This window comes from Marivirga aurantiaca (assembly GCF_016679925.1).
In the GTDB taxonomy this organism is placed as follows: Bacteria; Bacteroidota; Bacteroidia; order Cytophagales; family Cyclobacteriaceae; genus Marivirga; species Marivirga aurantiaca.
In genome coordinates this window covers 1-15,799 of sequence record NZ_JAEQBW010000017.1, presented here as the reverse complement: position 1 = coordinate 15,799, position 15,799 = coordinate 1, and the positions used below count along the sequence as shown (strand labels likewise).

At 42.7% G+C, this 15,799-nt stretch carries 4 protein-coding genes; all 4 read left to right on the top strand.

Annotated elements, in window-relative coordinates; all coding sequences use genetic code 11:
• The first annotated feature begins 636 nt into the window (after positions 1-636).
• On the top strand, positions 637-6,294 hold the full coding sequence (locus JKA74_RS20060; protein WP_201433035.1) for a T9SS type B sorting domain-containing protein: 5,658 nt from the start codon (positions 637-639) through the stop codon (positions 6,292-6,294).
• Positions 6,295-6,321: 27 nt separating this feature from the next.
• Positions 6,322-7,302, top strand: coding sequence for a PorP/SprF family type IX secretion system membrane protein (locus JKA74_RS20055; RefSeq protein WP_201433034.1), 981 nt, complete (start codon positions 6,322-6,324; stop codon positions 7,300-7,302).
• 19 nt (positions 7,303-7,321) lie between these two features.
• Complete coding sequence (locus JKA74_RS20050) at positions 7,322-8,587, top strand: PD40 domain-containing protein (protein WP_201433033.1); 1,266 nt, start codon at positions 7,322-7,324, stop codon at positions 8,585-8,587.
• A gap of 153 nt (positions 8,588-8,740) precedes the next feature.
• The coding region (locus tag JKA74_RS20045) for a beta strand repeat-containing protein (protein ID WP_201433032.1) at positions 8,741-15,799 on the top strand (7,059 nt) is incomplete at its 3' end.

Below are 15,799 nucleotides of genomic sequence, written 5' to 3'. Positions count from 1 at the left end.
TGAGTGGGAGCTTCTCAGTTTAAAATTAATAATTTTTAGGGTTTTTTGAGTAAATTACTTTCTCGTTTTTTATTTCATATGCGGTAATAATATTTTCCCTATTCTTGATAATATTCAATCATATAGCCACTAATTATCAAACACTTAAGCTTGTTGTTGTGAGTCGTGAAAAGTTAGTATTCAGTATTCTTTAAGTATGGCTGAAGAAGCTGGTTCCCCCCCTCATTGCTTGCGCTTTAAAGGTTAAATATGTCAACCTGTTTCAGGATAAGATACCCACACAATCTTTTTACTTTATTGTTATTAATATTATGCATGTAATAAATTGTTCGATTTAGAAATGTTATTGTGATAGCCCTTTGCTACGTTTGATAAATAATCAATGTAGCTAACTTAAATGTCGTTGTATCTATATTGATAGTGTTCGTCAAGGGTTTTGCAGAAAGTAAAGTTTCTTGGCTTGTTATCGATCCACCAAGACGTCTGAGGGAAAGTATGGTAAATCCTTATAGAAGTAGTGGTTGTGGGGATGTATTAATTTGTGTGAATGTTATTTTAACTTTAATCTGTTTTTTTATGGTGATTGACCTATAGTAACTCTGTTTCGGCAGATTTTTTAATAAAACCAAAACCTACATGAAATTAATCAAAAGGCTACCCCATCCTAAGATTTGGCATTGCACTATTCTGCTGTTTTTTGTAATATTTACATCAAATGCTCAGCCTGACCCTCCTACGGGCTTTCATTTAGTTTCGCTTGATGAATCCAATCAACTTTCCTGGCTGCCAACGGTAAGTCCGGGTGTTTCGGAATATCGTATATACCGATCTACAGATTCAGTTACCTTTAGTCCTTTGGCAAATGTACCTTTTGGTACAAACACCTATACAGACAATGGGTTAACCAATGGCCAGTTTTACTTCTATGCGGTTACCTCGTTTGATGGAACAGAGGGAGATTTTTCAACCGTTGATGCTTCTACACCTGAGAATGGATTTAATTCTTTTATCAGATTTGATGGCTCTGGCTATGGAGTGGTAAGTGATTCATCTTACCTCAGTCTGGATGATAGTGATAGAAGTTTCTCTGTAGAACTTTGGGTGCGTATTAATAACACTTCTAAGACAAATCAAACTATCTTAATGCGTGAATCGGCTTATGGAGGTAAAACCGCATATTATACAATCAGTTATCTAAGTGGTAAATTTAGAGCCTATGTGTACACTTCTGGTTTTGCCGTTGAAACCAATCCTGCAACTTTGCCTATTAATGAAAATCAATGGTATCACCTGACCTTCACCGGTGGAGATGTAGTCAATACTTACCATCTGTATGTTAATGGCGAGAAGGTGAGTAGCAGAACTTTTCAGCTTCCTGATGAAAATCAATCGACCAGATTGTTTGTAGGTGGCGAAACTTCTACAAAAAATGATGTTACGAAAACCTACACCATGAATACTAATCATTTAGAGGGAGATATAAGTGAATTGCGGTTATGGAATAAATTTCGGTCTGAAGCTGAGGTTCAGGCAGACCTCTATACTAGGTTAAGAGGGGATGAGGATGCCAAACTTTACGGGGTATGGCATTTTGACAGAGAATTCAATGGCTATACCTATAATTATGGTATAGCTGAATTGAATACAGCAAATTCACCATCCTCCCCCTTTGAACCTCATTACGAAAATATAAAACTATTTGGAGATGCGCATGAAGTATCTCCGGAAATCGATGTCATAGATGATGCAGTGAATGTACACACCAATGCAGAAGATGATGTGCTGGATATTCAGAATAATGATATGCTTTATGAAGATTATGTGTTTCCAAGTGTCATTGTTACACCACCTAAAAATGGTACTGCAGAAATATCTGACAGAACGGATATTTCATATACTCCTGTTTCAGGCTATCTCGGTAAAGATTCCATTGAGTACCTGATAGTTGATAGTACATTTTTTACGGACCCCTATCGCTTTGCAGATACGGCATGGGTGCATATCAATGTTTATAATAATCCTCCTGTGATCACATCCAATGGAGGAGGTGACAATGCATCTATTAATGTTAATGAAAATGCGACTGCTGTTACTACGGTTACTGCAACAGATGCGGATGCAGGAACTACTCTTAACTATAGCATTGTGGGAGGCGTTGATCAGGCACGGTTTAGTATTAATAGTAGTAATGGTGCATTAGTGTTTGGTCCGGCTCCGGATTTTGAAAATCCCACTGATAATAATACTGATAACGTGTATGTGGTAGTAGTCAGTGTTAGTGATGGAGTGGATACTGACCAACAGACACTAACAGTAACAGTTAATGATGTAATTGAATCAGCCACTTTTACTATCGATCCCATTGCTGATGCTGATGTTAATGAAAATGCAGTCTACACTTCTGAGACTCCTTCTTTAAGCGGGGAGGCTGCGATTGGAGACATCACTTATACAATCAGCGGAGGAGCAGATGCTGCTGACTTTACCATCAATGCTACCACAGGTGTGGTAAGTATGGTGGGCAGAGACTTTGAGAATCCTGATGATGCCAATACAGACAATGTCTATGAAATAGAGATCACCGTAACAGATGCTGATGGCAACAGTGCTTCTGATAGCTGGACGGTAACAGTCAATGATGTAATTGAAGCTGCTACTTTTATTATCGATCCCATTGCTGATGCTGATGTCAATGAAAACGCAGTTTATACTTCTGAGACCCCTTCTTTAAGCGGGGAGGCTCCGATTGGAGATATCACTTATACAATCAGCGGAGGAGCGGATGCATCTGACTTCACCATCAATGCCACTACAGGCGTGGTAAGTATGGTAGCCAGAGATTTTGAATCTCCTGATGATGCCAACACCGACAATGTGTACGAAATAGAAATCACCGTGACAGATGCTGATGGGAACGATGCCAGCATGAGCTGGACAGTAACTCTTCAGGACGTAATTGAATCAGCTACTTTTACTATTGATCCCATTGCTGATGCTGATGTCAATGAAAACGCAGTCTACACTTCTGAGACTCCTTCTTTAAGCGGGGATGCTCCGATTGGAGACATCACTTATACAATCAGCGGAGGAGCGGATGCGTCTGACTTCACCATCAATGTCGCTACGGGAGTGGTAAGTATGGTGGGCAGAGATTTTGAATCTCCTGATGATGCCAACACAGATAATGTTTATGAAATTGAGATTACTGCTACGGACTCTGATGGCAACAGCGCTTCTGATAGCTGGACAGTAACAGTCAATGATGTGATCGAATCAGCTACTTTTACCATTGATCCCATTGTTGATGCTGATGTCAATGAAAATGCAACCTACACTTCGGAAACCCCATCGGTCATAGGCACCCCGATCGGCAACATCACTTATACAATTAGCGGAGGAGCAGATGCTGCTGACTTTACCATCAATGCCACTACAGGCGTGGTAAGTATGGTAGCCAGAGATTTCGAATCTCCTGATGATGCCAACACAGATAATGTTTATGAAATTGAGATTACTGCTACGGACTCTGATGGCAACAGCGCTTCTGATAGCTGGACAGTGACAGTTAATGATGTGATCGAATCAGCTACTTTTACCATTGATCCCATTGTTGATGCTGATGTTAATGAAAATGCAGTTTACACTTCGGAAACGCCTTCAGTCATAGGCACCCCGATTGGCAACATCACTTATACAATTAGCGGAGGAGCAGATGCATCTGACTTTACCATCAATGCCACTACAGGTGTAGTAAATATGGTGGCCAGGGATTTTGAGAATCCCGTTGATGCCAACACAGACAATGTCTACGAAATAGAGATCACCGTAACAGATGCCGATGAGAACACCGCTTCTGATAGCTGGACAGTAACAGTCAATAATGTGATGGAATCAGCTACTTTTACCATTGACCCCATTGCTGATGCGAGTGTTAATGAAAATGCTGCCTACACTTTGGCTCCACCGCCTTCTATCACCGGCACCCCAATAGGAAGTATCACTTATACGATCAGTGGAGGGGCGGATGCAGCAGCGTTCATGATAAATCCTGTTGGGATAGTGGTCATGGTTCCTAGGGATTTTGAATCCCCCGATGATGCCAATGCAGACAATGAGTATGAAATAGAGATCACCGCTACTGACTCTGAAAGTAACAGTGCTTCTGAAAGCTGGACGGTAACAGTTAATGATGTAATTGAAGCTGCTACTTTTACTATCGACCTCATTGCTGATGCTGATGTCAATGAAAATGCAGTTTACACTTCGGAATCCCCATCGGTTATAGGCACTCCGATTGGAGACATCACCTATACAATCAGCGGAGGAGCGGATGCTGCTGACTTCACCATCAATGCCACTACAGGCGTGGTAAGTATGGTGGGCAGGGATTTTGAGAATCCTGATGATGCCAATACAGACAATGAGTATGAAATAGAGATTACTGCTACGGACTCTGATGGCAACAATGCTTCTGAAAGCTGGACGGTAACAGTTAATGATGTAATTGAAGCTGCTACTTTTACTATCGACCCTATTGCTGATGCTGATGTCAATGAAAATGCAGTTTACACTTCGGAATCCCCATCGGTTATAGGCACTCCGATTGGAGACATCACCTATACAATCAGCGGAGGAGCGGATGCTGCTGACTTCACCATCAATGCCACTACAGGCGTGGTAAGTATGGTGGGCAGGGATTTTGAGAATCCTGATGATGCCAATACAGACAATGAGTATGAAATAGAGATTACTGCTACGGACTCTGATGGCAACAATGCTTCTGAAAGCTGGACGGTAACAGTTAATGATGTAATTGAAGCTACTACTTTTACTATCGACCCTATTGCTGATGCTGATGTCAATGAAAATGCAGCCTACACTTCAGAAACTCCTTCGGTTATAGGCACTCCGATTGGAGATATTACTTATACAATCAGCGGAGGAGCGGATGCATCTGACTTCACCATCAATGCTACTACAGGAGTGGTAAGTATGGTGGGCAGAGATTTTGAGAATCCTGATGATGCCAACACAGATAATGTTTATGAAATTGAGATTACCGCTACGGACTCTGATGACAACGATGCCAGCATGAGTTGGATAGTAACAGTCAATGATCTAAATGATAATGTACCAGTAATAACATCCAATGGTGGCGGAGACAATGCCTCTATCAATATTAATGAGAACACCACTGCTGTTACCACGGTTACAGCTACTGATAATGATGCAGAAGCCCCTCTGACTTTCAGTATCATAGGCGGAGTAGATAATGGCTTGTTCAACATCAATGAAGTCTCTGGTGATTTGGTTTTCATCAATGCACCGGATTTTGACAATCCTACAGATAATGATATGGATAATGCATATGAGGTTATCGTTGCTGTGAGTGACGGAACCTTCACGGATGAACAGTTCCTGACGGTATTTGTTATTGAAGTTAACGCTCCACCTGTCAACTTATCTCTTTCTCAAAATACGGTACTTGAAAACGAATCCATTGGCACATTTGTGGGAATATTTAACACGGAGGATGTCAATGATACCCACACCTATACCATTGAAGGTGGTCCGGATGCTGCTTCGTTTTCAATCAATGGGAATGAGCTGGTCACTGCTGAATCTTTTAATTTTGAATTGAAAGATAATTATGAAATTCTGGTCAGAACCACAGATTCCGGTGGTGGGTTTTTCGAAAGAACATTTCAGATAATCATTCTGGATGCTAATGACACCCCTTCTTCCATTGATTTATCAAATAATATTGTTTCAGAAAAAGAACCGATAGGAACTTTTATAGGGGTGCTTTCTACAACAGATGAAGATGTTGATGATGTGCACTACTACGAGATAGTTGGGGGAGCTGATGCTTCATTATTTTCAATTGAGGACAATCAATTGTTGACAAACAGCTCATTTGATTATAATTCCCAAAATAGTTTTAGCTTAACTATCCGTTCGACAGATTCAGGGGAGGAGTTTATCGAAGAAGACTTTGATATCATCATCACCATCCTCGACCCTGATCATAAATTAAATATTCCGAGTGCCTTTACTCCAAATAATGACGGGTTTAATGATTTGTGGCTAATTCCCGAGCTCGAGATGTATCCAAATTGTGAAGTCACTGTGATGCATAGAAATGGACTTCGGGTATACTATTCCGAGGGGTATCAAAGACCATGGGACGGAACCAACGGCAACAAAAAATTAGGGAAGGATACATACTTCTATGTTATTGAATTGAATGATAGTTCAAAACGAGTTTATAGAGGCTTTGTAATGATACTGTAAAAGTGCTTTTTTAAATTAAATGATAAAATGCTTAGATATATTTTCTTATTGATAATATGGATGACATGGGAGAGGACTTATTCTCAAAGTGATGTTTTTATGACTCAGTATCATCAAAACATGCCTTCTGTTGCGCCCGGCCTGGCAGGTGCCATGGACTTTCTTGATATCCGTACATCCTATCGTCAGCAATGGGTGGGTTTTGATGGAGCTCCCAAAACACTGATGGCAAGTGTAAATGGTGTTAAAAAATTCCGGAATAATGAGTATAGACACAACTCTACACGAGTAAGCAACCTTTCCGCTTACGAGGGTAATGATGTTAAAATAGGGATTGGTGGATATATTATAAAAGATGAATTAGGGGCTTTTAACCAAAACTTGGTCATGTTAAATACTGCTGTACATGTTCCCGTAAAAAACAGAACTTACTTGTCCCTGGGATTGTCTTCTGGTGTCAATCAAACGGAAATCGATTTTGAAGAGATTAAGGTTTTTGATCCGGGTGATCCCTATTATAATGCATATTTGGAGAATACACCCTCCTCCACTTATTTAAGAATAAATATTGGATTGGCGTTTTATTCTCCATCATATTACTTGAGTTACTCAATCTTAAATGCCGGAGATGCACTCTTATCCGGATATAAAGTCGAAGAAGGGATCTTTATCAGGTTTTCTCATCAAATATTGGGGGGTTATAGGTTTAGTCTGCAAGAGAATTTGGAACTGATTTCCAGTAGTATAGTGCGTTATTCAAATAGAAATCCTACTTCATTTGATTTAGGGTTAAAACTTAGGTTCAATCAATTGCTGGACTTCGGTATAGTTTACCGAAATGACCAGACATTTATTGGTATGCTGGGTTTGGTTGTAAATGATATGTTTCGATTCGGATATTCCTATGAATATAAGAATTTAAATGTTCAAGGGTTTAAGCCTAATAGCCATGAGATTGTTTTAGGCTTTCAGCTTTTTAATAAAAAAGGTTATGTTCCGATTTGGTAGTTTTTTCCAGAGAGTATCTGTGAAAGTCTTTTTAACTTCTTTGGTGATACTTTATATGGAGCCAGCCCCATTTTTAATGGCTCAATTTAATATTAGCGAAGTAAATATTCTTTCAGATTCTATCAATAGTGAGGCGGAAGAATCTGCCCCTATTCTTACCAAAGATGGAAGGGTCTTGTTTTTTGTACGGACTTTTTCTGAAGAAAATATCGGAGGTGCACTGGCAGGCCAGGATATTTGGTATAGTCAATTGAAGGAAGATAGTACCTGGTCAAGAGCCAGTAACTTAGCTTCATTAAATACTATTGATAATAATTTGGTAGTAGGTATATCAGGAAACTATGACACCTTATATCTTCTCAATTCTTATTCAGGTCCTTTACGGAAAAAATGGGGTATATCTTATAGTACAAAAAGCGAAAATGGGCTTTGGACTCATCCACGGGAATATGATATAGTCTTTAATAGTCTAGGGGATTTTCGAGGGTATTTTGTTGCCCCGGCCGGGGATGTCGTACTCCTGTCATCGAATTCGGAAGATAGCTATGGTGAGGAAGATATATATATATATGTCAAAGAAAATGGCCAATGGCATGAACCTATTCATTTAGGTCCGGAAATCAATACAGCTGGATTTGAAATTTCTCCTTTCCTGACAAATGACAGGAAAAGGATTTTCTTTGCCAGTAACGGACATGGAGGCTATGGAGATGCCGACATTTTCATGATCGAAAGATTAGATGATAGCTGGGAAAATTGGAGCAAGCCTGTCAATCTTGGCTCACAAATAAATACAAAAGGCTTCGATGCCTATTTAAGTTTAAATTCCAATGACCTCGCTTTTTACAGTAGTTCCAAAAACAGGGATTTTTCTGATATATATAGTGCAATTATCACCTTTGAAGATGAATCCCCGGCACCTGACACTACAATCTGGTTGGATAGCACCAGTATTGCTCTGGAGCAGGATACACTAAGTAAGGAAATGCTAAGTCAGTCTACTTATTATACTGTCCAGTTATTGGCATTAGGAAAAAAAGAAGCACCTGAACTTGGCTTTTTTGACAAAATTGATATTCACTCTGTAACTGTCTACATGGGCAATGATGGTTTGAATAGATTCTCTATTGGTGAGTTCGATAGTTTTTCTTTAGCTGTGGAAGCAATGAATTCATACCGCCAGATGGGATATTATGATGCCTTTGTGAGAAAAGTAACCCGATACGAAGATCTTTTTAAGAGTTCTGGCAAGAAGGTGCTTGGATTATTTTATGAAAGCCAATGAATAATACAGAAAATCGTTAGGGCAGCCAAAGCAAGAAAAATGTTCGCTTGTGCAATGACCTGAAATAAACAATAACTAAAACTAAATAAGCTCAATCGCCAGCAACTCTGGTAATGGGCGGATCAAACATTATTTTTAACCAAAACCTATAGTATGGAATCTATACCTTATTTCTCAAGAAGTATTAAACTGATAATTCTTTCTTTTTTACTTATTAGTAACGTATTCTTAGAAAATTTAAACAAAGCAATAGCTGCTCCCGATATAACCTTTCGGAGCAGTGAGATACTGACCCGTGTAAGTTCTCCTGAAACTGACCCTGATCTCAAAAAAGTTAGCCAGGGGTCAAATCAGATCTGGTTTGAAGATTTCGATAACCTGTCCGATGGGATAAACTATCATGCGGGACAAGCCTCATGGGATGGTGAGGTTTCGGGGATTACGGGCCATTTTGAAGTAAAAAACCATGCTTATGAGGCTAATAATCTCGATAAGGAAGCAAAGTGGCGGTCGGAGGTGATCAATATTAAGTACCACACCAATGTGGGTATTCAGGTGGATATATCCTCTTCAGGTGATTTGGAATCTAATGAAGATTATATTAAGGTATACTATAAATTGGATGGAGGATCGGAAACCCTGCTGAACAATGGAGCGCAATATGGATCATTTGGCGGAGCTACAGCTACTATTTCGGGTTTGACGGGTAGTCGATTACAGATTATCATTAAAGTTTATAATGATAACTCAGGAGAGTATATTCGGTTTGATAATGTGACAGTTTCTGCGGATGCAATGAGTCTCCCCGACAACCTGGTTTGGCATGAAACTTTTGAAGGCCCCCCCGATTTCTCTACCTCGGGCAGTCAATGGACGAGAGATATATCCGGAGCATCTATTGGTTCTCTCGGATATTTCGAAGTACGACAGGGTAGGTTTCTCGGAAGAGATCTTAAAGGGGAAGCTCAGCTAATCAGTGAACCAATAGATATATCAGGTTATTCATCGGTAGACTTATCCGTGGATCTTTCAGGGTTTGGCAGAATGGAGGATTTGGATTACATAAACGCATACTACCGGCTAAATGGAGGGGACAAAGTACTGATCGGTGGTTTCAATAACACTTCAGCCCCCGTCACTGTATCCGCAGAGGATATTTCAGGAAATACAGTGCAATTCATCATCAAGGTAAACAATAGCTGGGAGGATGAAAAGCATACGATCGATAATATGTTGGTCGTGGGTGTGTCAGCACTGGAGATTACAGAAATCACCGGAGGAACCCTTTCCTGCAGCAATCCTGATGTAACGATAGGTGCTACAGCCAATTATTCGAATGTGAATTATTTATGGAGTGGGCCTAACGGCTTCTCGTCCACAAGCCAATACCCTACTGTTAGCTATCCTGGTACCTACACAGTTACTGTTACCGATCCTCAGTCTCAAAGTACCAATACTGCTAGTGTAGAAGTGTCTGGAGGTGGGGCAGGTACTTTTTGGAGTGAAGATTTTACCCATCCTGACGGCACAAGCAGTGATGGTGGGAGTACAGCATGGAGTACTGAAAACAGTGGGGGAGGAGATTTCGAAGTCTCAGGAAATGAATTTGTAGTCGTGAACACAGGTGCAGGAGAAGTTGCAAAATGGACTTCAGGGGTAATAGATATCTCGGGCAGGCCTGATGTGACGATCAGCATGGCGGCAAGAAGTGCCACCAATGGTGGAAATGGGCTGGAAGATTCTGGAGATCTGAAAGATTACCTGCGGGTATATTACATACTGGATGGAGGGGCTAAAACACTGGCTCATGAATTTTCAGGAGAGATCAATGGAAATAGCAGTGATGCCACTACCGTAAGTAGTGGGAAACTAAATGGTTCTACCCTCCAGGTCATTATCAAGGGAAGGACCACTGCTACTGATGAGCTCTATTATTTTGACAATGTGGAATTGGCTTCCACAGTTACAGCGACAGCATCAGCAAGTGAATACCTAAGCTGCACCAATACCTCGGTGACATTGTCTGGTGGCTCCAATACTTCAAATGCAACCTTTGACTGGACCGGACCGGGTGGTTTTGCGTCATCACAGCAAAGCCCAGTGGTAACGGAGCCAGGAACTTATGCTCTGACAGTGACTGTCCCTGAAACGGGATGTACCGCTGTCGCAGAGGTAGAGCTATTGGAATTTAACACCATAGCTCATTGGCACGAAAACTTCACTCTTTCTGATGGTACCAACAGCGATGATGGTAGTACAAGTTGGAGTATTGAAAATAGCGGAGGTGGAGATTTCGAGGTATCGGATAATGAGTTTGTAATTGTGAATACCGGTGCCGGGGAAATAGCGAAATGGACTTCGGAAGTAATCGATATTTCAGATATGCCGAATGTGACTATTACCATGTCCGCGAGAAGTGAGGTGATCAATGGTGGAAATGGACTGGAAAGTTCAGGAGACCTGGACGATTATCTGAAATTATATTACATATTGGATGGAGGATCTAAAGTACTTGCCCATGAGTTTTTAGGAGAAATCAATGGAAATAAACAAAGCAGCATTGTCACCAGTGGCGAACTTAACGGTTCTACCCTTCAGGTCGTTATCAAAGGCCGGACCACCGCCACAGATGAACTGTATTACTTTGACAATGTGATGGTTAGTTCTCCTTTAACTGCCTCGGCAACTGTGGATGGGAATCTGCACTGTGATGGCTCCTCAGTAACAATTTCCGGCAATTCCAGTGCTACAGAAGCCACATATAGCTGGACGGGCCCGAACGGATTTAGCGCAGACACGCAAATAATCACTGTTAGCGCCCCTGGCGATTATACATTGGTTGTATCGACTTCCGAAGGATGTACGGCAACTGCTATAGCCACCGTTGAACCTGAAAGCTCAGGCACGATCTGGCATGAAGACTTCAGTCTGGCAGATCACACAAACTCAGACAATGGCTCTACAAGCTGGTCCGTACAGAATCCCGGTTCAGGCACTTTTTCAGTAAAGGGAAATGAATTCAAAGCTTCATTCGATTCAGCTAATGAGGGTATCTGGATGTCAGAAGTTATCGATATATCCGGCATTAATGATGTTACTATATCTGCTGATCTGAAAAGCGCAACCGCCAGTTCGAATGATTATTTTGAGTCAGAGGATTACATACGAGCATATTATAAAATAGATGGTGGAGCAGAAATATTGATTTTTGAAAATAATGGGGGGCTTAATGGAGCAAATAATTCAACATCAACAAAAAGTATTGAATCCGGACCATTTAATGGTAATACTGTTCAGGTCATTTTAAGAGTAAATAATTCGCATTCCACTGAGAAATATTATTTCGATAACATAGCTGTCAAGGGGTCTGGTCAGAGTACTGTGGATGCTACAGCGACAGTAGAAGGTATTCTTACTTGCAACAATACTTCCGTGGATATCACAGGAGGGTCTTCTGAGTCTGATGCCACCTATAGCTGGACTGGCCCGGACGGATTTACCACAGATACGCAATTAATTACTGTGAGTACCCCTGGAGACTATACCCTGGTGGTGTCTTCTGGCGGGGGATGTACGGGAACTGCTACTGCCACTGTTACGCAAAACACAAGTCCACCGGATGTAACAGCCTCGGTAGATGGTGTGCTGGACTGTTCTTCCGGTTCAGTTACTTTATTGGGTAGTTCCACTACTCTGAATGTGAACTACAGTTGGATGGGTCCGGACAATTTCAATTCGAACTCGCAAAATCCGACAGCCAGTCAAGCGGGACTCTACACCTTGACCGTAACAGATCCTGTAAACGGTTGTACTGCATCCCAGTCGGTGGAGGTAACTGCCGGGAGCGCCTCTGCCAGCGATTTTTGGGTAGAGGACTTTTCACACCCCAACGGCACTACCGTTGACAATGGCAGCACTGCCTGGTCGATCCAAAACCCGGGCACAGGCACCTTCTCCGTCAAAAACAACGAACTCAAGGCTTCCTTCGAATCGGCCAACGAAGGGATCTGGCTATCTGAGGTTATTGACATTTCAGGCAAGACAGATGTGTCTATTTCGACTTCCTTGCGAAGTGAGGTACTAGGTGATTTTGAAAGTGATGACTACATTCGAGTGTCTTATGTACTAGACGGGGGAGCAGAAACGCTGTTCTTTGAGGATCATTACGGCCTGGATGGTGCCAACACTGCTGCTACGGGATCTGCGATGGCATTGTCTCCGACTCTTAATGGTAGTACGCTTCGGGTGATCATACGCCTTCGAAACACTTGGGATGATGAGCGATATTATATAGAGAATGTGACGCTAACTGGCACACCGGTCTATGAAGCTGTTACACCTTCAGTCTCAGTAAGCGGGGTGCTGACCTGCTCCAATACTTCCGTAGATATCACAGGAGGGTCTTTTGAGCCTGATGCCACCTATAGCTGGACTGGCCCGAACGGATTTACCGCAGATACGCAAGTAATTACTGTAAGTACCCCTGGAGACTATACCCTGGTCGTGTTATCGGCCGGAGGGTGTACAGGAACAGCCACTGCAACAGTTACGCAAAATACAAACCCACCGGATGTAACAGCCTCCGTAGATGGTGCGCTGGACTGTTCTTCCGGTTCAGTTACTTTATTGGGTAGTTCCACTACTCCGAATGCGATCTACAGTTGGGCGGGTCCGGACAACTTCAGTTCGAACTCACAAAACCCGACAGCCAATGAAGCGGGACTCTACACTTTAACCGTAACAGATCCGGCAAATGAATGTACTTCTTCCCAAACTGTTACTGTTACCGATGGCAACTCCGGTTCGGGCACCGTATGGTTAGAAGATTTTAATGATCTTGCCGATGGCACAACATCAGACAATGGAAGCACATCCTGGTCCATTGATGATTCAGGGATTAATACCGGGTATATGGAAGTTAGGAGCCAAAGATTTGTTGCCCATGGTTCAGGTATAGATTCGGAGTTAGGCCGTGGGGTTTGGACATCAGAAGTGATTGATATTTCAACTTTTACAGATGTAGTTCTTTCAGTAGATATAGAAGGAGAGGGATCTTTGGATAGTGGAGAGGATTACATCCGCATTTATTATAAGCTGGATGGAGGTTCGGAAACGCTTTTCATAGATGGCGACAAAGATGGTAGCTTTACCAGTGCCACAGTGTCATCACATATGCTAAACGGTTCTACGGTTCAACTTGTGATTCGCACAAAAAGTACTGGTGATAGTGAGTTTTATTATTATGACAACATAACTGTAAAGGGGACAGGACAGAGTAGCCTTGATGTCACGGCTACTGCAAATGGAGTGTTAAGTTGCAACAATACTTCTGTGAGTATTACGGGAGAGTCTTCTGAATCCGATGTTACTTATAGTTGGACAGGGCCAAATAATTTCACGGCCGATACAGAGGTAATTAATGTCAGTGTGCCTGGTGACTACACACTGGTCGTGTCATTAGCAGGAGGGTGTACAGGAACTGCTACTGCAACAGTTATACAAAATATTAGCCTGCCAGAAGGAGTGACTGCCAGCAACAGTGGCCCGCTTACCTGTGCAACCACCAGTGTGGAGCTGACAGGTTCCACGACCACTACAGGCGTGAGCTACCGTTGGTTGTTTTCCGGAACGGAGATCGCAACTACTGCGACCACTATGGTAAGTGCTCCTGGAGAGTATACTTTGGAAGTAACCAAAGAAAGTACCGGTTGCACAACTACCACCACTACTGAAGTGGAAATAGATGAGTCACAACCGGAAGGAGTGACAGCCAGCAACAGCGGACCATTGACTTGTGAAACCACCAGCGTAGAGCTGACAGGATCCACGACTACAACAGGAGTAAGCTACCGTTGGTTAAGTGGCAGCAGTGAGATAGCGACTACTGCGACCACTACAGTAAGTGCTCCTGGAACATACACTTTAGAAGTAACGAAAGAAAGTACCGGCTGCACAACTACCACCACTACCGAAGTAGGTATAGATGAGTCACAACCAGAAGGAGTGACAGCGAGCAACAATGGCCCGCTTACCTGTGCAACCACCAGCGTAGAGCTGACAGGATCCACGACTACAGCAGGCGTGAGCTACCGCTGGTTAAGTGATGGTAGTGAGATAGCGACCACAGCAACTACCACAGTCAATTCCCCAGGTGAATACACTTTGGAAGTAACCAAAGAAGGTACAGGTTGCACAACTACTACCACTACTGAAGTGGAAATAGATGAGTCACAACCGGAAGGAGTGACAGCCAGCAACAGCGGACCATTGACGTGTGAAACCACCAGCGTAGAGCTGACAGGTTCCACGACTACAGCAGGCGTGAGCTACCGTTGGTTAAGTGGCAGCAATGAGATTGCAACCACAGCTACTACTACAGTAAGTGCTCCTGGAGAGTATACTTTGGAAGTAACCAAAGAAAGTACCGGCTGTACGACTACCACAACCACCGAAGTGGAAATAGATGAGTCACAACCCGAAGGCGTGACAGCGAGCAACAGCGGACCATTGACTTGTGCAACCACCAGCGTAGAGCTGACAGGATCCACGACTACAGCAGGCGTGAGCTACCGCTGGTTAAGTGATGGTAGTGAGATAGCGACCACAGCAACTACCACAGTCAATTCCCCAGGTGAATACACTTTGGAAGTAACCAAAGAAAGTACCGGTTGCACAACTACCACCACTACTGAAGTGGAAATAGATGAGTCACAACCGGAAGGAGTGACAGCCAGCAACAGCGGACCATTGACTTGTGCAACCACCAGCGTAGAGCTGACAGGATCCACGACCACGACAGGCGTGAGCTACCGCTGGTTAAGTGATGGTAGTGAGATAGCGACCACAGCAACTACCACAGTCAATTCCCCAGGTGAATACACTTTAGAAGTGACCAAAGAGAGTACCGGCTGTACGACTACCACGACTACTGAGGTGGAAATAGATGAGTCACAACCAGAAGGAGTGACAGCCAGCAATAGCGGCCCATTGACTTGTGAAACCACCAGCGTAGAGCTGACAGGTTCCACGACTACAGCAGGCGTGAGCTACCGTTGGTTAAGTGGCAGCAATGAGATTGCAACCAAAGCAACTACCACAGTCAATTCCCCAGGTGAATACACTTTGGAAGTAACCAAAGAAAGTACCGGTTGCACAACTACCACCACTACTGAAGTGGAAATAGATGAGTCACAACCGGAAGGAGTGACAGCC